Source organism: Mesobacillus sp., from assembly GCF_057785455.1.
Map to the genome: position 1 here is coordinate 1 of NZ_JBYNSB010000044.1, position 19,525 is coordinate 19,525.

Sequence of the window (19,525 nt, forward strand, 5' to 3'; positions counted from 1 at the left end):
GCCTCCGCGTTTCTTATTGTCTAGTTTCGCCTCCTAGAAACTCCGAAACTTCAACTCCGCCGGCAGAAGCAAAAAGCGCTTCTTTGTCGGAGTCTCCAGTTTCTGCGTTTCTGGGCAGTCGGCTATACTTTTCGTTTTCGGTCCTGCCAATGAAGTCAAAGAACGACTTCATTGGCAGGACCTCCGACGGACACGATGTTCTAGTGCCGACGTTGCCACAGGACGTGGCGGTCTTAGTCGGCAAGCGCTTGTCGGACTTGCACAGGATGTGCTGACGGCGACGTTGCCACAGGATGTGGCGAAGTTAGTCGCCGTTCCTTAATACAAGGCGCTTGAACTTTTCTTATTAATCCCATTCATAAGGAGTTTCCTGATAGACATAGTAATTTAGCCAGTTTGAAAAGAATAGATGTGCATGTGAACGCCATGTGTTAACAGGCTGCTGTTTTGGGTCATTGCCAGGAAAATAGTGTTCTGGCATGCTGATTGACAGCCCTTTTTGCCGATCCCTCTCATACTCTTCTGCCAATGTTGATGCCTCATACTCCAAATGCCCTGTAATCATGATCCTTTTGCGATCTGTTGAGGATATGATTAGCGGTCCTGCTTCCTCTGAAGCTGCCAGCAGTTTTAGCTCTTTCTTTGTGTTTAAGTCAACCATGGAAATATCAGTATTCCTGGAATGCGGGGCTTTGAACCAATCATCAAATCCACGGAGCAGCTTTTCTTTATTGTCCAGAACCTGGTGACTATAGACACCAGAACATTTTTTCGGAAGCTCGTATTTTTTGATTCCATAATGGTAATACAACGCAGCCTGTGCTCCCCAGCATATATGGAGGGTGGAGGTGACATTCTCGGTTGTCCACTCCAAAATTTCAGTCAGCTCACCCCAATACTCTACTTGTTCAAAATCCATCAGTTCGATCGGTGCACCTGTAATGATCATCCCATCAAATTTTTTTCCTTTTACTTCGGTAAATGTTTGGTAAAATTCTTCGAGATGATAGGGCGATGTGTTTTTAGATTCGTATGTAGCTGTTTTTAGGAATGTAATGTTGACCTGAAGTGGTGTATTTCCAAGCAGGCGAAGCAGCTGTCTTTCTGTTTTTTCCTTTTCAGGCATAAGATTGAGAATCAGGATGTTGAGAGGCCTTATATCCTGCTGCGATGCACGGCCTTCATCCATGACGAAAATATTTTCCTCCTCCAGAACTTCCCTTGCTGGAAGATGGAATGGAATTTTAATTGGCAATGTGGAACCCCCTTTAAGGCAATAATTTTTATTATAATCTGAATTCTTTGGCGGAGCAATTGACTAAAGCGAATTTTTCGTTTCATCTGAATATTTTTCACCTGATAACTTTTCGAAAATGGTAGAATATAAGATGGAAAGCATATAGAGAATATCTGGGGGGATGGAAATGGAAACGAATATTCAAGTTAAGTCAGATATTGAAATTGCTCGTGAAAGTAAAATGAAACCAATCACTGAAATTGCAGCGGATATCGGCCTCGACGCCGATGAAATAGAGCTGTTTGGAAAATACAAAGCCAAGCTGTCCTCTGAGGCACTTGCTAAGCTAAAAACGATGGAAAGCGGAAAAGTCATCCTCGTCACTGCGATCAACCCTACTCCTGCTGGAGAAGGTAAATCAACTGTTACAGTAGGACTTGCGGATGCCTTAAACCGGATTGGACAAAAAACGATGATTGCAATGCGGGAGCCTTCTCTAGGGCCGACGATGGGAATTAAAGGCGGAGCTACTGGTGGCGGCTATGCGCAGGTACTTCCTATGGAGGACATAAATCTCCATTTTACTGGAGATTTGCACGCTATCACGACTGCAAACAACGCATTGGCTGCCTTGATCGATAATCATATCCAGCAGGGGAACCAGCTGAACATCGATCAGCGCAGAATTGTATGGAAAAGGGCCCTTGACTTAAATGACCGCGCACTAAGGAAAGTAGTCATCGGACTTGGAGGACCGCTGCAGGGAGTTCCGCGTGAGGATGGATTCGATATCACGGTTGCTTCAGAAATCATGGCAGTGCTTTGCCTTGCCAGCGATTTAAAGGATTTGAAGAGCAGACTTTCAAAAATGGTGGTTGCCTACAATTATGCCAGACAGCCTGTAACAGTAGGTGACCTTGGTGTTGAAGGCGCACTGACTCTGCTTCTAAAAGAAGCGGTAAAACCGAACCTTGTCCAGACGATTGAGCATACACCTGCCTTGATTCATGGCGGGCCATTTGCAAATATTGCACATGGGTGCAATAGTGTAATCGCTACAGAAGCGGCTTCCAAGCTTGCGGACTTTGTCGTTACAGAAGCAGGCTTCGGTGCTGACCTTGGTGCTGAAAAGTTCCTCAACATCAAGGCGAGAAGTGCAGGAATCGAGCCAGCAGCTGTGGTGATCGTAGCTACGATCCGCGCCTTGAAAATGCATGGCGGCATGAAGAAGACAGAGCTGGTGAACGAAGATGTCCAGGCTTTAAAGGATGGTTTTACAAATCTTAAGAAGCATATTGAAACAATTGCAGGGTTTGGATTGCCATATGTTGTTGCCATCAATCGTTTTATAACGGATACGGAACAGGAAACAAAGACTCTTATGGAACTTTGCGAAGCTGCAGGTATTCCAGCAGCTCTTACAGAGGTATGGGAAAAGGGAGGAGCAGGAGGAGTTGCCCTTGCTGAAACATTACTGGAAGTCATTGAAAGTAATGAAAACAACTTCGCTCACTTATATGATCTATCAGATTCGCTGGAGAGTAAAATCCAGTCGATTGCCCGCCAGGTATACGGAGCCGATGGAGTGGAATTCTCGCCAAAAGCGAAAAAGCAGCTTGCTGAGTTTGAGGGCCATGGATGGGGAGTCCTTCCGGTGTGTATGGCAAAGACACAATATTCTTTATCAGATGATCCGCAAAAATTAGGAAGGCCTTCAGGCTTCACGATTACTGTGAGGGAGTTGAAGCCTTCTGTAGGAGCCGGTTTCATTGTAGCATTGACAGGTGAAGTCATGACCATGCCAGGTTTGCCAAAGCTTCCAGCGGCATTGAACATGGATGTTGACGAGGAAGGCAACGCGGTGGGGCTTTTCTAGAGACAAAGGAGTGTATATGGCATGTTTGATCCGACAGCATTTGAAAATATCAAGGTAGTAATAGAAGGCGAAATTTACGACCGGGATTTAAGCGGTGAAATTGTCGTCATTGACCGGAATGATTGGATCAATACTGCCAAGCTTTCACGCAAATACGAAATATCCTTTGCTCTGGCTAATGGCAAATCATCAAGACTCGCCGCCACCCTGACCCTTGAGGCAGGGCTCGAGAATCTTTCTGCAGAGCTGCTGGGCAATTCCGATCTTCTTGCCGGATGTTCTGCCTTGATCCGCTTCAATATGCCTCATCCTGATAAAGAGGGTATTTATCAATCCGTCCAGGATGTATTAGAAAATATATGGGGAAAGGGGCGGACGATTGATCAAGCCGCCTCATTCCATCCTTTTGGGACACCATCCAAGTCTGAAATCAGTGCAACAATTTCGTTTAATAGAATGATATATGAGGATCAGATAGGGGATTTATCAGAGATGGTCGGGTATATGATTGAATCTCTGTTAAAACTAGAAAATTTTATTCTATAGATCATTATTCCTGCCCTCAGGCAGGAATTTGCTTTGTGTTTTCAGAATAATCTATAAACGGTAATGGAAGAAGTAATATATTTTAAGGGGGAGAGCGCTTGAAAAAAATCGCCTGGGTAACAGACAGTACTGCATATCTGGATGAAGCATTAAGGAACCACCCTGACGTATATCAGGTGCCTATGACAATTGTATTGGATGAGGAAGAGTATTTAGATGGTATTGACTTAACAGCGGAACAATTATATAAAAAATTGAATTCTGTCAAAACACCTCCAAAAACTTCCCAGCCTCCGGTTGGTGTTTTTATGGAGCTATATGAAAAACTGGCCAGCGAATATGATGCTATATTTGCGATTCTTATATCCTCGAAGCTTAGCGGGACTGTTGCTTCAAGTGTACAGGCAGCACAGGCAATCGAAAAGGTTCCCGTTATAACATTCGATTCGAAGATCCTCACTTACCCGCTGACATCCCAATTAAAAAAGGGAATCAAGCTGTCGGAACAGGGTGCTTCAATTGAAGAAATCAAAGAAAAGCTGGAGATCATACGGGATTCCAATGAAACATATGTGATGATCGGCAGCCTGGAACAGCTTCACCGCAGCGGCCGCATGGGGGGAGTCCAATTTTATCTTGGAAGCATGCTGAATGTAAAACCAATCATCAGTATTGAAGATGGTGTACTGAATACGAAGGACAAAGTGCGAAGTGATAAAAAAGCCCGAGAGAAAATTTTCGGTTATTTAAGATCATCTCATGATAGGTTTGATCTCAGGGAAGTTTATATTTTATATGGACTGCACAAAGAAGTAGCTGATGAGTGGCAATCCCAGCTTGAAAGCGAGTTTCCTGATATCACTTTCCTTAGCTGCCCAATCGGGGCTGTCATCGGAGTTCATGCCGGAGAACATACGATTGGAATCAGCTGGAATAATGCGAGTGTTTAAGGTGCCTCTGGGCACTTTTTTTTATATAGGATTTTACATGTAACCTTTCTCCTTTAGGTATAGGAAGGGCCCTTTGAAACTTTATGAAAGTGCCTGTTTATTTCTGTGAAAATACATAACTACAGCCGTTTGCATTCAATATGGTAAAATAGTCTCCGAGAGAAGGCAGGTGCAGATTTTGAAAGATATTTTAAAAGAGGCAGAAGATTTTGTGAAAATAGAGCTTGAAAAGGATTCCTCCGGACATGACTGGCACCATATAGACAGGGTCAGGAAGAATGCACATATGATTTGGAGCGGGGAACGGAAAGGGGAATGGTTTATTATTGAAATGGCAGCCCTTCTTCATGATATCCCCGATGGAAAACTGAATGATTCGGAGGAAGCTGGCTGGGCGAAGCTTGATTCATTTTTGGCTGGCTTGGACCTTGATCAAGAAATTACTAACCATATTAAGGATTGTATCGAAACGGTTTCCTTTAAAGGCGGCCGTGCAATAAATCTGAATAGCATCGAAGCTGAAATCGTCCAGGATGCAGACCGTCTGGATGCATTGGGAGCCATTGGGATTGCCAGGACATTTGCTTTCGGCGGCAAAAAGGGTCATCCGATTTATGACCCAAGCCTTACAACAAGGGAAGAGATGACATTGGAGGAATACCGGTCTGGCAACAGTTCATCAATCAATCATTTTTATGAGAAACTATTGAAACTGAAAGATAAGATGAACACAAAGCAGGCAAAGAAGCTTGCCGAAGAGAGGCACACTTACATGGAAGGTTTCCTCGAACAATTTTACAATGAATGGAATGGTAAGGCATGAAGATGCTCACGATTGAGAATGTGACGAAAACATATGGTGAAAAAGAATTATTCAATGGAATTACCTTTACAATTGGCGAACGGGAAAGAATAGGACTTATCGGTGTGAATGGGACTGGAAAATCTTCCCTCCTGAAAATCGTCGCCGGAATTGACCAGCCAGATGCTGGTGAAATTATTTTAGGGAAAGATTATAAGATTTCTTTCCTCTCCCAGCAGCCTGAAATGGAGCCTGATCGAACTGTCCTTGACCAGGTCTTCAGTGGGGAGGCCCCTATCCTCAAATTGATGAGAGAGTATGAACTGGTCTTGTCAGAGCTAGCCACCAAGCCGGATGATTCTGTCCTTCAGGAGAAATTCTATGACCTTCAAAGAAAAATGGACAGCTCGGATGGCTGGGATGCCAATACTGCAGCTAAATCGATATTAATGCAGCTTGGGATCACTGATTTTACACGGGAAATGAAAGAGCTGTCTGGCGGCCAGAAAAAGCGGGTAGCTTTGGCGCAAGTGCTGATTGAAGCTCCTGATTTGCTGATACTTGATGAACCAACTAACCATCTGGATTATGAAACAGTCAAATGGCTTGAAAATTATCTTTCAAGATATTCGGGATCCCTATTGCTTGTTACCCATGACCGATATTTTCTCGACAGGGTGACAAACAGGATATTTGAACTGGACGGAGGATCCCTGTACAGCTATAAAGGCAACTATGCAAGCTTTCTAGAAGCAAAGGCAATAAGGGAAGAGAATGAAGCGGCGACCTTAGAGAAAAAGAAGAATTTATTCAGGCAGGAACTTGAGTGGATCAGGCGAGGCGCTAAAGCAAGGACAACCAAACAAAAGGCCAGGATCCAGCGATTTGAAAAGCTCGATGAAGAGGTATCAAATGTTAAGTCCTCTGAAAAGCTTGATATCGCTTTAAGTGGGAGCCGGCTGGGCAAGCAGGTGCTAGAGCTGAAGGATGCTTCTAAGAGATATGGAGGAAGAGTCATTCTTGATGGTTTTGACCTGCTTGTAAAACCTGGCGATAGATTGGGCATCATCGGCAGGAATGGAACTGGAAAATCGACGCTGCTGAATATCCTTGCCGGCAGGATTCAACTTGATTCAGGAGAAATGATTACAGGACAAACAGTGAAAATCGCTTATTATACCCAGGAAAATGAGGATCTGGATGAAAATAAACGTGTGATCGAATACCTGAAAGAAACAGCAGAAGTTATCCATACTACAGACGGGAAAACCATATCTGCTTCTCAAATGCTAGAAAGGTTTCTATTCCCCCCTTATTCGCATGGTACTCCAATCAGGAAGCTTTCAGGCGGAGAGACGCGGAGATTATATTTATTAAAACTTTTAATGGAAGAGCCGAATGTCCTGTTGCTCGACGAGCCGACAAATGACCTTGATACCCAGACTTTGACAGTACTGGAGGACTATCTGGAGGATTTCCCCGGTGTAGTCATTACCGTATCACATGACCGTTATTTCCTTGATAAAGTTGTCGACCTGCTTCTTGAATTAGAGGGAGAGGGGAAAACAACATTATATTTTGGTAACTATACGGAGTATCTCGAGAAACGCCAAAAGATTGAGAGTGAAACTGTCCTCCCGAAAAAGGAGAAAACGGAGCAGCCGGAAAAGCAAAAGAAAAAGAAGATGACTTTTAAGGAGCAAAAAGAATGGTCTGAAATCGATGATAATATTGCCGATACAGAAGCTCGCCTGGAGGCAGTACAGGGGGAAATGGCAAACATCGGCAGTGATTTCGAAAAGGGCCAGGCACTGATGAGAGAGGAAGCAGAACTGAACGAAAAGCTTGAGTATTTGATTGAAAGATGGAGTTATCTATCTGAAATTGCTGAAAGTGAATAAGGCCTGAAATACGGCCTTATTTTTGTTTGGACTCTGTCATTGCGGCGAGCAGCCGAGCATGATAACTCCATATGAATATGATAAAATGGCATCATTCTCAATAAATATAAAGGGGTGGGACTGTGAAAATAGTATCGATTGAACCAACACCGAGCCCGAATACAATGAAGATCAACCTGGATGAAGAACTGCCTATGGGCAAAAGCAATAACTATAAAAAAGACTCTGCGGCAGGCGCACCGGATATTGTAGTAAAAATACTTGATATAGAAGGAGTAAAAGGGGTATACCACGTCGCTGATTTCCTTGCGGTGGAAAGGAACGCAAAGTTTGACTGGAAGGTGATTTTGCCAGAGGTAAGGAAAGCGTTTGGAGAGGATGCTGAATCAGCTGGGGATGGTTCGGCAGCAATCAATGAGCATTATGGTGAAATCAAAGTCCTGCTACAGATATACAAAGGAATTCCGATGCAGGTTAAGTTGACAGATGGTAACGAAGAGAAGCGTTTTGGCCTTCCGGATATCTTTGTCAAAAGTGTGGGAGAAGTCCAAACACCAGAGGATAACGTGGTCATGGTTCGCCGATGGAAGGAGCTTGGCGTCAGATATGGTGATATTGAACAAGTTGGTGCTGAGGTGGTAGAAGAGCTTTTAGCAGCCTATCCTCCCGAAAGGCTGAAAGAGCTTGTGAATAGTGCCAAAAACCCATCACAGGATGCCCAATTAAAATCGGCTAAGAAAAAAGTAAGGGTACAAGGTTCTGATCTTGATCATCCCGATTGGCGTATGCGTTATCAGCTGCTTGAGCAAATGGAAGATCCGACAGTTGATGACCTGCCGATGCTGGAGAAAGCCCTAAATGATGAGAAGGCTTCAATCCGAAGGCTGGCAACTGTGTATTTAGGAATGATTGAAGATAAACAAGCGCTGCCTCTGCTTTACAAAGCTTTAAAAGATAAAACAGTTACGGTCAGAAGAACTGCAGGTGACTGTTTATCAGATCTTGGGCACCCTGAGGCAATGAATGAAATGATGCAGGCCTTGAGTGATTCCAGCAAGCTTGTCCGCTGGCGAGCTGCTATGTTTCTTTACGAGGTTGGTGACGAGCGAGCCTTGCATGCCTTGAAAGAGGCTGAGGAAGATCCAGAATTCGAGGTGGCAATGCAGGTCAAGCTGGCGATCGCCAGAATTGAACATGGAGAGGAAGCAAAGGGCTCTGTATGGAAGCAGATGACCGAAGCTCGAAAACAATAAACTTGATTAAACAATAATATTTTTATGTAAACTAGCCGTGAATACATGGCTAGTTTTTTTACTGGTAAAATGGATACGTTTACATTTTTTAAATTTTTAGAAAATTATTGCAATCATAATGAAAAACGTTTAATGTAGTGAATAAAAAATCAGGAGGGACAGCTATGGAAAAGGATTTACGTATCAAAAGCCATGTTTTCAGTGATGATGCCAGAAAGGCGCCGAACCGTGCAATGCTTCGGGCAGTAGGATTTAGCGATCAGGATTTCAAGAAACCGATGATTGGAATCGCCAGTACGTGGAGCGAGGTCACACCATGTAATATACATATCGATAAACTAGCTGTAAAAGCAAAAGAAGGAGCAAGAGCTGCAGGTGGGGCTCCGCTGATTTTTAATACGATTACTGTTTCAGATGGCATATCGATGGGAACAGACGGCATGAGATACTCGCTGCCGAGCAGGGATTTAATTGCTGATTCTATTGAAACGGTTGTTCAGGGTGAAAGCCTTGACGGATTTGTTGCGATTGGCGGCTGTGATAAGAATATGCCGGGCTGCATGATGGCGATTGCCAGAATGGATCTGCCGTCCGTTTTTGTATATGGCGGTACCATCAAGCCGGGCAAGCTTGATGGAAAAGATTTAGATATTGTGTCGGCGTTTGAAGGAGTTGGACAATACAACAAAGGAACCATTGGCGAGGATGAGCTCCATAAGATTGAATGCCATGCATGTCCAGGCTCAGGATCTTGCGGAGGGATGTACACTGCCAATACGATGGCCAGTGCAATCGAAGCGCTGGGAATGAGCTTGCCTGGAAGCTCTTCTAATCCAGCAGAAACGGATGCTAAACGAGATGATTGCTACCAGGCAGGTCAGGCAGTATATAAAATGCTTGAACAAGATATTCGCCCAAGGCAAATTCTTACAAAAGAGGCATTTGAAAATGCGATAACGGTTGTGATGGCTTTAGGAGGATCGACAAATGCAATCCTTCACTTGATGGCGATCGCCCATTCAGCTGAGGTCGACCTCAAGCTTGAAGACTTCAACAGGATTCAGGAAAGAGTGCCTCATATTGCTGACCTGAAGCCAAGCGGAAAATATGTCATGCAGGATTTATTTGAGGCTGGCGGTGTCTCAGCAGTAATGAAGCTTCTGTTAGAGGAAGGGCTTCTGCATGGTGACTGCCTGACTGTTACCGGTAAGACGCTCAGAGAGAATCTCGAGGAACTGCCGGCATTGAAGGCAGGCCAGCAGGTTATCCACCCAGTCGGACAGCCCTTGAGGAAAGATGGTCCATTGGTAGTCCTGAAAGGAAATCTGGCTCCTGATGGTGCAGTAGCAAAGGTCTCAGGATTAAAGGTCAAAAGCATGACCGGGCCAGCGAAAGTTTTCGATGATGAGGAATCAGCTTCAAAGGCGGTCATGGCAAATGAGATTGTTGCCGGTGATGTCCTTGTCATCCGCTATGAAGGGCCAATGGGCGGACCGGGGATGCCTGAAATGCTGTCGCTGTCAGGGATCCTTGTTGGAAAGGGTCTTGGCGAAAGTGTAGCTCTCCTGACTGATGGAAGATTTTCAGGAGGAAGCCATGGTCTTGTAATCGGACATATTGCGCCAGAAGCCCAGGCAGGAGGCCCAATTGCTCTAATTAAAAATGGAGATATCATCACGATTGACAGTGAACAAAAGCTGCTTGCTGTGGATCTCAGTGATGAGGAGCTTGCTGCCCGCAGGAAGTCATGGAGTCCGCCTGCTTTACCAGCAAGAGGGACACTTGGCAAATACGCAAGGTTAGTTTCATGTTCATCCAAAGGTGCGGTTACCGACGCATTTGAAGAGAAAGCGGTACAGCTCCCGGTTCATTCTTAAGCCAGCTTGTTATATTATTGCGTTAAGCAATCATAATATAGTATGCTAACACTGAACTATTGTTGGGAGGGATACCTTTATGTCAATGGCATATGAAGAATATATGAGACAGATGGTCAAACCGATGCGTGAAGAGCTCACACGTGCTGGATTTAAAGAATTGCTTACAGCTGAAGAAGTAGAAAATTTCGTGGAAAATGCTGATGGCACAACCCTTGTTGTCGTAAACTCAGTTTGCGGCTGTGCTGCCGGACTAGCCCGTCCATCAGCAACGCAGGCTCTGCTAAGAAGCGAAAAGAAACCAGATCATCTGGTAACAGTTTTTGCAGGACAGGATAAAGAGGCTACAGCAAAAATGCGTGAATATTTCGATGGGCTTGAGCCGTCATCACCATCAATGGCACTGTTAAAAGGAAAAGAAGTTGTTCATTTCATTCCGCGCCATGATATTGAAGGCCAGCCAATGGAAGCAATCATGGAAAATTTGACTGCTGCATTCGAAGAGAATTGCTAATATTGAATGAAAAAGGATGTCTTCTGGCATCCTTTTTCTTATGAACGTTCGGCATCCAATACTATGGTAAATAGCCGTTACAAGATATGTTGAGGTGGGTAATGTGTTCGTAACTACTGCTGGCAGGACGAATGAAGAGATGAGTACCCTTGCCCGGAGTATTTCAGAGGAATTAGGGGCAATATTCGTGCCGCGAAAGAAAAGGTCTGTTATGGCACTTCAGGAGCTCTATCACGATGATTGCCTTATTGTTGGGAAAGAAAGGCTGGAACTGTTCCCGCTTGGAGAAAATGACCCCTTTTTCTTTCATCCAAATTCCGCGATGTTCAGGATCAAGCGGCTGATGAAGTCAGAAAATGATCCGCTGGTTGAAGCCGCTAAACTAAAACCAGGCATGAGCTTTTTGGATTGTTCCCTTGGCTTGGGGTCTGACAGCATTGTTGCCAGCTTCGTCGCTGGCGAGAGCGGCAGTGTAACCGGGATAGAAGCTCGTCCTGAGCTATCTTTCATCGTCAAAAATGGATTGAAATCCTGGGATTCAGGATTTGAGGGAATTAATCAGGCAATGAGGAGAATCAAAGTGATAGAAGGGTACTCTCTCGATTTTTTAAAAGGGCTTGAGGATAACACCTATGACTGTGTATATTTTGATCCAATGTTTGATGAATCAATTCTTGAATCTGATGGGATTAGAGGATTAAGCCACTTCGCAGTGTATGAAGGACTTTCTGAAGAAACCGTTGAACAGGCAATCAGGGTCGCGAAAAAACGTGTTATTCTAAAAGACCATTTTCGAAGCAAGAGGTTTGAAGAATTGGATTTTAAAGTTTATCGAAGGAAATCAGCAAAATTTCATTTTGGAATCATAGAAAAAGAATGAGGAGGCTGCCTCATTCTTTTTTCATACTTCGAATTAATCCGCAATTGCCAGGAAAACAAAATAAGCCAACATGATAAAAGCTACTGCAGCAATACCCCACTCCATAGGAAAACCTCCTTAAATAAAAATTCATACAGGCCATTATAATTTCTTTTAACCAATTCCGGAAAATTTGAAACCCTTTGCCCAATTTTACGTATAAACAAGTTATAATAATGCTATATATATTTTTTTTAGATCGTTTTCGCAAAGATTGTTGCCTTCCAATGTTGAATTAAAATCCTGTTGATTGTAGTGGAAGGCGCGCAGACTCCTTCGGGATTTAGCGGGACAGGTGAGACCCCGCAGGAGCGCAGCTACGAGGAGGCTCACCGCACGCCCCGAGGAAAGCGAAGCGCCTGGAACGGAAATCAACAGCATTTTATTACAAACCCTTCTTTAAAAAACTTTTAGAAAATGGGAATTTCTTTCGTAAGTATATAAAATAGCAACAGAGTATTAGAAAAGAGCCTTTCTTTATGAAAATATCCTTGCCAAAGTAATGAATTATTAACCGTTAGAGGTTGAAAATAATAATCATTTGATTTTGAATATACCTTTACCCTTAATAGATTAATAATTTTCAAGAAAAAATTCATACATAAGGAAGTGATCGACATGCCAGCGTGGCTTCGCAAATCGCTAGTCGTCATGATTTCCATCTTTACATTTGGGATGGTTACTCCTGCCCAGGCGAATGTACTGCTGACTACCACAAATGACCGGGCAGTAAAATCCGAATCAGCTGAAACCTCTATCATCGATACACTGGAATCACCTCTGGATGAAGAAGCCGAGCGGGAAAAGTTTTTAGATTGGGCGATGAGGGAAGCAGAACAGCAGTCCTTGCAAAAATTTGGTGCTAAAATCGGCCCAGTGATTGAGGATGAATTCCGGCAGACAATCCTGCCAAATATTGAGAAAGCAATTGAGATGGTAGCCACTCAGTATCCAGGAGAGGAATTGCATTCGCTCAGCATTACGGAGATGCCAAGTGGAGGTGAGTCGGAAAAAATCTTCCATATTATCGGCGGTGAAGGAAAGGATATAATCCGTTTCCATGTAAGAAGGGATCAGCCTCCGAAGGCTGGATATTGGTTCAATTTCCACTATCATACCTATCATGACAACTTTCAGACTCATTATGGGCTGGGTTCGATTTTCTGGGCAAAGAACACGCCCCCAAAATGGAAAAGTTAACATATTTGAATTTAACGCGAAATTATGAAAAAATATTAAAAGATATTGAAACTTATATGGGCACCAATCGTATTACAATTGAAACTAATTTTGGAGGTTGAAATAATGGCAATCAGTTTAGCGAAAGGCCAAAAAGTAGATTTAACTAAAACGAACCCTGGTTTGACAAAAGTGATCGTCGGATTGGGCTGGGATGTAAATAAATATGATGGCGGCAACGATTTTGACCTTGATACTTCTGTGTTTTTACTCGGAGACAACGGTAAGGTCGGATCCGAAAGCGACTTTGTATTCTACAATAATACGACTGGCGGAAATGGCTCAGTTGTACATACTGGGGATAATCGTACGGGTGCTGGAGACGGCGATGATGAGCAAATCACAGTTGAGCTTGGTGCAGTTCCTGCAAGTGTTCAGCGTATCGCCTTCACGATCACAATCCACGATGGCGAAGCACGCCGCCAGAACTTCGGACAGGTATCTAATTCTTACGTGAGGATCCTGAACGCTGATTCCAACGAAGAAATGATTCGTTATGACCTGGGAGAAGATTTCTCAATCGAAACTGCAATCGTAGTTGGCGAGCTTTACCGCCACAATAACGAATGGAAATTCAGTGCCATTGGCAGCGGCTATCAGGGTGGATTGGCAGCACTTGCTACAGACTTTGGCCTTCAAGTAGGGTAAAATTATATATGCTGGAGAAAAGGCCCGGCCGTTGCCGGGTCTTTCTATAGAGAATAAAGAGAGAACAGAGTGGGAGGAACTTCAAGAATGCCTGAAATTTTACAAGGTTTTATAGATACTTACGCCCAGTTTTTTGATTGGGATATGTGGGTCAGGGTTTTAACTGATCCTGTCAGCTGGGGACTGATTGGTACATTGGTCATCATGGAAGGCCTTCTGTCAGCGGACAATGCCCTCGTTTTGGCGGTAATGGTTAAACATTTACCGGAAAAGCAGAGGAAGAAAGCATTATTTTATGGCTTGCTGGGTGCTTATGCATTCCGATTCATCGCAATCGGAGTTGGTGTATATTTAATTGAATTCTGGTGGGTCAAAGTCCTTGGCGCAGCCTACCTGGCGTGGCTGGCAATTAAATACTTTATGGATAAGAGAAAAGGCGAGGAGCCGGATATCGAGGAGGTTGAAGGCGTTAACCAGGGTGGATTGCTTATCCGCTTGTTCGGTACATTCTGGGGAACAGTTGCTGCTGTTGAAATTATGGATATCGCTTTCTCGGTCGATAGCGTCCTTGCAGCATTTGGTATCTCCCAGGAAGTCTGGGTGTTATTGCTTGGCGGTATGCTTGGCGTGCTTATGATGCGTGGTGTCGCTGGTGTATTCCTTAAGTTAATCGACCGTGTGCCGGAGCTTGAAACAACTGCATACATTTTGATTCTGATTATTGCAGTCAAAATGTTTGCTGGCGTGTTCGGCGTCCATGTCGAACACCTTCACTTCTTTATCCTGCTGCTGGTGACCTTTACAGCAACCTTTGTTGTCCATTATATCAACAAGAAAAAAGCAGAAGAAAATGAGCAGCAAAAGAATGTTCAATAAAAACATATTACCTTAAGGGAACTGACTGATGTCCGCTCCCTTTCTTTTTATCCAAAACACCCAAAAAAGGGGAAATTTCCCATGAAACTATTTTCAAATTTATATGAAAAAGAATTAGAAAGCCTTTTCTACCAGAAACCCGGAAAATTCAGCAAATATTCTAAACAGGAAGAGCTGGCCTTTGCTCTGGGCGCAACTTTGTACATGCCAGCCACCAGGGAAGGCATCCATCAGGAGCTCATGGTAAAAAAACATGATGGATTGGCATCAATGGTAATTTGCCTTGAAGATTCAATAGCTGACCATGAGGTTGAATACGCAGAAACCAAGCTGGTAACAGAGCTAAACCACCTTAATGAGGCGATTGACAAAGGATATATTACAGTTGAAGAGCTGCCTTTGGTGTTTATCAGAATCAGGAGTCTTGACCAGTTGAAGAGTATAGCTGCTAAAGCAGCGGAATCCATGAAAGTATTAGCGGGAATTGTCATCCCAAAATTTGAACCCGTAGCAGGCAGAGAGATATTGCAATTTATCAAAAACCTTAATATTACTGTATCCCCTATTTATGCAATGCCAATACTTGAAACAAAGAGAATCATAGAAAAAGAGACAAGATTAGAAGAATTGCTGGCGATAAAGAGAGTGGTCGATGAATTCAATGAGTTGATCCTGAATGTAAGAATAGGGGCTACCGACTTCAGCGGTCTATATGGCATCAGGAGAAATGCGGATACGACGGTATATGATATCGGAGTAATCAGGGATTGCATTTCAGATATCGTCAATGTATTCCTTCGTTATGACAGTCCATATGTCATTTCAGGCCCTGTATGGGAGTATTTCTCTTCGACACAAAGGATCCTGAAGCCTCAGCTGAGACAGACTCCTTTTAAAACGTCCTTCGGGCAGGAAGGATTGAAATGGCGAAGCGAGCTCATTGACCGCCATATGGATGGTTTGATCCAGGAAATCCTGATGGACATTGCGAATGGGCTAACCGGCAAAACGATCATCCATCCAAGCCACATTAAAGCCGTCCATGCCTTAAATGCAGTTAGCTATGAGGAATATATTGACGCGAAAAATATTGTCGAAGAAGCTGAGAGCCATAACGGTGTACGAAAAAGTGCCTTCGCAAATAAAATGAATGAAGTCAAACCGCATTATTACTGGGCACAAAAAATATTGCGGAAATCAAAGGTATATGGGGTGCTTCAAGATGGAATTACAAACATCGACTTGCTTAAACAGGAAATATTCATATCAAATTCTTGATAGCCTTTCAATTGAATTAGAAATTACCGAAAATCCTTATATGCTCCCGCTTGAGGAGCTTTTTGTCATGGCAGCCCGCAGAAATAAGAAACGATCCTTCTTATTCGTCAGCAAAATCCTCGGTAAACATTTGCCTATCAATCCAGTAAAAGGACTGCTGACAGGCAAATTACTGGCTGAGCGCTATGCATCTCAAACTTCGGACAGAGCATTTGCAGAGGATTTGAACCTTGGCGAACAATTTTTAAAGGACAATCCGGCGGTTCCTGACGCATTCATCCCTGAGATGATCAATCCGGTTATCATTGGTTTTGCGGAGACAGCTACAGCTCTTGGACAGGCTTTTTTTGCTGCCTTTAAAAAGGCGGATTATTTCCACACAACAAGAGAGGTAATTGACGGGCAGCAGCCTGTCATTACATTCGAGGAGGAACACTCGCACGCAACCTCCCACCGCTGTTATGTTTCAAGGAATCTATTGGATAATAAACGGGAAATCGTTTTGGTAGATGATGAGATGTCAACAGGGAAGACTGCGATTAATATTATCCGTTCGATCCAGGCTGAATATCCCCGCGAATCTTACACGGTCGTCTCTATTCTAGACTGGCGTTCGGATGAAGATGTCCAGAAGTTCGAGAATCTTGAAGCAGAACTAGGCATTAATCTTCGCTGTGTAAGTTTGCTGCGAGGGAACTTCAAAGTCAGTGGCCAGTCTCCGGAGAAAGAAGAATCACAAGAAGAACAGGCTTTGACAATGACCTACCCAAGCATTGAAAAAACATATCTTCACGAGCTTAATTCAGGCCAGGCATCAAGCTATCTTGGGGGAAAGCTGTCAGGGATACCTTTTACTTCATTCAGCGGCAGATTCGGGCTGAATGAACAAGAAAGATCGGAATTGGATTCCAACATTTCTGATGCTGCTGCAAGGCTCTCACAAGGTTTAGCTGGGAAATCGGTGATATGTATTGGTACTGGTGAATTTATGTATATTCCAATGGCAATTGCTGCAAGTATGGAGGGTAACATCAGCTACCAGTCTACTACAAGGAGTCCTATTCATATCATAAACAGGGAAGATTACGGTGCTCGATACGGCATGGCCTTCCCGAACCCTGAAGATCCTGACATCCAGCATTACTTATATAACATCGCACCCTTTCAGTATGATCATGCTTTATTGTTTTTTGAAAGGGAAGTTCCAGATGAATGGCTTAAACCCATGATGAAAGAATTCCAGAAGGCAGGGATTGGTTCTGTCAATCTGATCTTCTTACAAGGAAGAAGGGCGGGGTGCTAATGTCCAATATAGGGTTTGGTTCTTATGATGAAGAGGATGTCATTTTTCTTTTGAAGGACCTGTCTGGCATCCTTTTGGAGGGCTCCTCTGAAAAAAGAGAAAAAGAGATTCAAAGCGGCCGCCACTACAGTGAAACGCTGCCGATTGAAGAAGCGCCTGGGAAGGAATATATGGAGCTGTTCTGGAGCATGCTGGATTCCTACAAGTATCAGGCTGCTTTATATACAGGAATTGCTGCAGAACAGATTTATCGTTCAAAAGGAAAGGAAGCGGTACTTGTATCCCTGGCAAGGGCAGGTACACCTGTAGGAATATTAATAAAAAGATATATTCTCTCAAAATATGGAGTGAACCTTCCTCATTACAGCATCTCCATCATCAGGGGCAAGGGGATTGATGAGAATGCTATCCGATATATATTGGATCGTCATGATAGTCAAAGCATCCAGTTTGTAGACGGCTGGACTGGAAAAGGGGCAATTTCTCTTGAATTGCAGAAATCCTGTAAAATCATTTATGAAAAGCTTGGTGTCGTGCTGGATGATAATATAGCTGTTTTGGCAGATCCCGGGCACTGCTCCACCTTGTTTGGAACTAGGGATGATTTTCTTTTGCCAAGCGCATGCTTGAACTCTACCGTATCTGGGCTTATCAGCAGGACGGTCTTAAACAAAGTATATATAAATCCGGGAGATTTCCATGGAGCGAAATATTATCAGGAATTTGAGGACCTTGATGTTTCCAGGGATTTTATAGAAGTTATAACCAGCGAGTTTGAGAATATTTACGATGCAGCCGAAGAACAGGCATTGCAGGTTCTCAATGAAAAGGCAATTGCTGATTATACAGGAATGGAGACAGTCCAAAGAATCGGTCGGGAATACGGCATTGATAATATGAATTTGATCAAACCAGGAGTCGGAGAAACTACGAGAGTCTTGCTGCGCAGAGTGCCATGGAAAATCCTTGTCAAGGATTTTGACAGTCCGTATATTAAGCATATTCTTTTGCTTGCAAGAGAGAAAAAGGTCGAAGTGGTGCATTATCCGGTAATGGACTATGCTTGCTGCGGCTTAATTAAGAAGGTAAAGGGGTAAGGCACCATGATGTTTGCAACAGATCTAGACCGGACGATCATCTATTCAAAGAAGGCTCTGGAGGATCTTGGCCCTGCCGTGAATGATCAGCTGTATGCCGTTGAAAAAAAGGCAGACAGCGAAATCGCCTTTATGACCAAAAAAGCTTTTGATAGTCTTAAGGAAATCTCGCAGGAAATGCTGCTTGTGCCAGTGACCACGAGGACGACGAGCCAGTTCAGACGGATTTTCATCTTTGGTGATCATGTTCCTGTTAAATACGCCATTACATTTAATGGAGCAGAGATTTTGTATGAAGGAGAGCCTCTGCCTGATTGGAGGGAAAGTATATCAGACAGGCTTAAACAGGAATGCTCTTCTCTTGAAGAGTTAAAGGACATTTTGCGACAAAATCTCTGCCAGGTTAAGGGAGAACTAAAGTCTGCTGAGGGACTGTTCCTTTATTATCTGTTGGAGGAAAGGCTAAGCACGGATCAGGTCCAGGAATTCAAAAGAGCAGCTTCTTCCTATGGATGGAGAATATCATATCAAGGAAGGAAGCTTTATTTTATGCCTAACCCGATCAGTAAAGGCGAGGCAGTATCCTTTGTCAAGGAAAGGGAAGGCATCCATACTTTGATTGGCGCAGGTGATTCCCTGCTGGATGAAGACTTCCTGGTAAGATGTGATCATAGTTTTATTCCAGCACATGGAGAGCTTGCAGGGGATCATGGGCTTATGTCGTATATTTTCACGAAAAATAGAGGGGCATATGCCGGAGAAGAACTACTGGAAAGCATAAATATGCTTCTCAAAAAAAGCATCTGATCGATTAGCTTTTTATATCGTTACAGTCCTGTTTCTTGTCCATGACCTTGCGAACAATCAAAAAAATACTGGCGAATAGGACATATACAAATAGAAATAGCCCGCCAAAATGCAGTAAACTTGCCTTGATCGGCATTAGTAACAGTGCGAAAAAGAAGGAATAGAAAAAAAGGTCAAACATTACGAGACTGCCAGAGCACATTGCCTGCTGCACGTCGTCTATTTCAAGCTCCAGCTCGTCGGCGGGCTGTCTTTTATAAAAGAAACGCATGTTAAGTCCACCTTCCTGTTCTTGGTATTCAACTATATGCATGGACAAGAATAAAGGTGAAAAATCAGGAATCCTGCAATTATATGAAACCTTCAAGGGGGTTCTTACGTACTAGCTAATACAATATTGAT

Annotated in this window: 19 protein-coding genes; 16 read left to right on the forward strand and 3 right to left on the reverse strand. The window is 43.5% G+C overall.

Annotation, left to right across the window (positions count from 1 at the left end):
* Positions 1–13 precede the first annotated feature (13 nt).
* Both AC3EBE_RS17230 and metA read right to left on the reverse strand, forming a co-directional pair.
* Positions 14–172, reverse strand: coding sequence for a hypothetical protein (locus tag AC3EBE_RS17230; protein ID WP_488596280.1), 159 nt, complete (start codon positions 170–172; stop codon positions 14–16).
* Positions 173–346: 174 nt separating this feature from the next.
* Positions 347–1,255: a homoserine O-acetyltransferase MetA gene (gene metA / locus AC3EBE_RS17235; RefSeq protein ID WP_488596281.1), complete on the reverse strand. Its 909-nt coding sequence runs from the start codon at positions 1,253–1,255 to the stop codon at positions 347–349.
* 169 nt (positions 1,256–1,424) lie between these two features.
* Between metA and AC3EBE_RS17240 the strand changes: the two genes are divergently transcribed.
* From AC3EBE_RS17240 to AC3EBE_RS17315, 16 genes are all read left to right on the forward strand, one after another.
* The gene (locus AC3EBE_RS17240) at positions 1,425–3,113 is read left to right on the forward strand and encodes a formate--tetrahydrofolate ligase (protein ID WP_488596282.1); all 1,689 of its coding nucleotides are present in this window, start codon (positions 1,425–1,427) and stop codon (positions 3,111–3,113) included.
* Between the two features lie 21 nt (positions 3,114–3,134).
* On the forward strand, positions 3,135–3,659 hold the full coding sequence (locus AC3EBE_RS17245; RefSeq protein ID WP_488596283.1) for a hypothetical protein: 525 nt from the start codon (positions 3,135–3,137) through the stop codon (positions 3,657–3,659).
* Between the two features lie 98 nt (positions 3,660–3,757).
* Complete coding sequence (locus AC3EBE_RS17250; protein ID WP_488596284.1) at positions 3,758–4,609, forward strand: DegV family protein; 852 nt, start codon at positions 3,758–3,760, stop codon at positions 4,607–4,609.
* Between the two features lie 175 nt (positions 4,610–4,784).
* Positions 4,785–5,432 (forward strand): HD domain-containing protein, encoded by a 648-nt coding sequence (locus AC3EBE_RS17255; protein ID WP_488596396.1) that lies wholly within the window; start codon positions 4,785–4,787, stop codon positions 5,430–5,432.
* The gene (locus AC3EBE_RS17260; protein ID WP_488596285.1) at positions 5,429–7,312 is read left to right on the forward strand and encodes an ABC-F family ATP-binding cassette domain-containing protein; all 1,884 of its coding nucleotides are present in this window, start codon (positions 5,429–5,431) and stop codon (positions 7,310–7,312) included. The genes AC3EBE_RS17255 and AC3EBE_RS17260 overlap by 4 nt, the downstream gene beginning before the upstream one ends.
* Positions 7,313–7,434: 122 nt before the next feature.
* A complete protein-coding gene (locus AC3EBE_RS17265; RefSeq protein WP_488596286.1) occupies positions 7,435–8,565 on the forward strand; it encodes a conserved virulence factor C family protein in 1,131 nt (376 codons plus the stop codon).
* Between the two features lie 164 nt (positions 8,566–8,729).
* Positions 8,730–10,442, forward strand: coding sequence for a dihydroxy-acid dehydratase (gene ilvD, locus AC3EBE_RS17270; protein ID WP_488596287.1), 1,713 nt, complete (start codon positions 8,730–8,732; stop codon positions 10,440–10,442).
* A 79-nt stretch (positions 10,443–10,521) separates the two neighbouring features.
* Complete coding sequence (locus tag AC3EBE_RS17275; RefSeq protein ID WP_488596288.1) at positions 10,522–10,956, forward strand: BrxA/BrxB family bacilliredoxin; 435 nt, start codon at positions 10,522–10,524, stop codon at positions 10,954–10,956.
* Positions 10,957–11,059: 103 nt separating this feature from the next.
* A complete protein-coding gene (locus AC3EBE_RS17280; RefSeq protein WP_488596289.1) occupies positions 11,060–11,836 on the forward strand; it encodes a class I SAM-dependent methyltransferase in 777 nt (258 codons plus the stop codon).
* A gap of 657 nt (positions 11,837–12,493) precedes the next feature.
* A complete protein-coding gene (locus AC3EBE_RS17285) occupies positions 12,494–13,075 on the forward strand; it encodes a YpjP family protein (protein ID WP_488596290.1) in 582 nt (193 codons plus the stop codon).
* A 105-nt stretch (positions 13,076–13,180) separates the two neighbouring features.
* On the forward strand, positions 13,181–13,762 hold the full coding sequence (locus tag AC3EBE_RS17290) for a TerD family protein (protein ID WP_488596291.1): 582 nt from the start codon (positions 13,181–13,183) through the stop codon (positions 13,760–13,762).
* Between the two features lie 87 nt (positions 13,763–13,849).
* Positions 13,850–14,638: a TerC family protein gene (locus tag AC3EBE_RS17295; protein WP_488596292.1), complete on the forward strand. Its 789-nt coding sequence runs from the start codon at positions 13,850–13,852 to the stop codon at positions 14,636–14,638.
* An 81-nt stretch (positions 14,639–14,719) separates the two neighbouring features.
* Positions 14,720–15,916, forward strand: coding sequence for an HpcH/HpaI aldolase/citrate lyase family protein (locus AC3EBE_RS17300; RefSeq protein WP_488596293.1), 1,197 nt, complete (start codon positions 14,720–14,722; stop codon positions 15,914–15,916).
* A complete protein-coding gene (locus tag AC3EBE_RS17305; protein WP_488596294.1) occupies positions 15,861–17,219 on the forward strand; it encodes a phosphoribosyltransferase family protein in 1,359 nt (452 codons plus the stop codon). The genes AC3EBE_RS17300 and AC3EBE_RS17305 overlap by 56 nt, the downstream gene beginning before the upstream one ends.
* Complete coding sequence (locus AC3EBE_RS17310) at positions 17,219–18,316, forward strand: cysteine protease StiP family protein (RefSeq protein ID WP_488596295.1); 1,098 nt, start codon at positions 17,219–17,221, stop codon at positions 18,314–18,316. The genes AC3EBE_RS17305 and AC3EBE_RS17310 overlap by 1 nt, the downstream gene beginning before the upstream one ends.
* A gap of 6 nt (positions 18,317–18,322) precedes the next feature.
* A complete protein-coding gene (locus AC3EBE_RS17315; protein ID WP_488596296.1) occupies positions 18,323–19,123 on the forward strand; it encodes a Cof-type HAD-IIB family hydrolase in 801 nt (266 codons plus the stop codon).
* Positions 19,124–19,127: 4 nt separating this feature from the next.
* Here the strand turns inward: AC3EBE_RS17315 and AC3EBE_RS17320 are convergent, their stop codons facing one another.
* Positions 19,128–19,394: a hypothetical protein gene (locus tag AC3EBE_RS17320; RefSeq protein WP_488596297.1), complete on the reverse strand. Its 267-nt coding sequence runs from the start codon at positions 19,392–19,394 to the stop codon at positions 19,128–19,130.
* Between the last annotated feature and the right edge of the window lie 131 nt (positions 19,395–19,525).

Excerpts from the sequence above, each read along its gene's own strand:
- AC3EBE_RS17285 (WP_488596290.1), top strand. The coding sequence starts at position 12,494 with ATGCCAGCGTGGCTTCGCAAATCGCTAGTCGTCATGATTTCCATCTTT.
- AC3EBE_RS17245 (WP_488596283.1), top strand. The coding sequence starts at position 3,135 with ATGTTTGATCCGACAGCATTTGAAAATATCAAGGTAGTAATAGAAGGC.
- ilvD (WP_488596287.1), top strand. The coding sequence starts at position 8,730 with ATGGAAAAGGATTTACGTATCAAAAGCCATGTTTTCAGTGATGATGCC.
- AC3EBE_RS17290 (WP_488596291.1), top strand. The coding sequence starts at position 13,181 with ATGGCAATCAGTTTAGCGAAAGGCCAAAAAGTAGATTTAACTAAAACG.
- AC3EBE_RS17305 (WP_488596294.1), top strand. The coding sequence starts at position 15,861 with ATGGAATTACAAACATCGACTTGCTTAAACAGGAAATATTCATATCAA.
- AC3EBE_RS17230 (WP_488596280.1), bottom strand. The coding sequence starts at position 172 with ATGAAGTCGTTCTTTGACTTCATTGGCAGGACCGAAAACGAAAAGTAT.
- AC3EBE_RS17240 (WP_488596282.1), top strand. The coding sequence starts at position 1,425 with ATGGAAACGAATATTCAAGTTAAGTCAGATATTGAAATTGCTCGTGAA.
- AC3EBE_RS17320 (WP_488596297.1), bottom strand. The coding sequence starts at position 19,394 with ATGCGTTTCTTTTATAAAAGACAGCCCGCCGACGAGCTGGAGCTTGAA.
- AC3EBE_RS17315 (WP_488596296.1), top strand. The coding sequence starts at position 18,323 with ATGATGTTTGCAACAGATCTAGACCGGACGATCATCTATTCAAAGAAG.
- AC3EBE_RS17275 (WP_488596288.1), top strand. The coding sequence starts at position 10,522 with ATGTCAATGGCATATGAAGAATATATGAGACAGATGGTCAAACCGATG.
- AC3EBE_RS17295 (WP_488596292.1), top strand. The coding sequence starts at position 13,850 with ATGCCTGAAATTTTACAAGGTTTTATAGATACTTACGCCCAGTTTTTT.
- AC3EBE_RS17260 (WP_488596285.1), top strand. The coding sequence starts at position 5,429 with ATGAAGATGCTCACGATTGAGAATGTGACGAAAACATATGGTGAAAAA.
- AC3EBE_RS17300 (WP_488596293.1), top strand. The coding sequence starts at position 14,720 with ATGAAACTATTTTCAAATTTATATGAAAAAGAATTAGAAAGCCTTTTC.
- AC3EBE_RS17310 (WP_488596295.1), top strand. The coding sequence starts at position 17,219 with ATGTCCAATATAGGGTTTGGTTCTTATGATGAAGAGGATGTCATTTTT.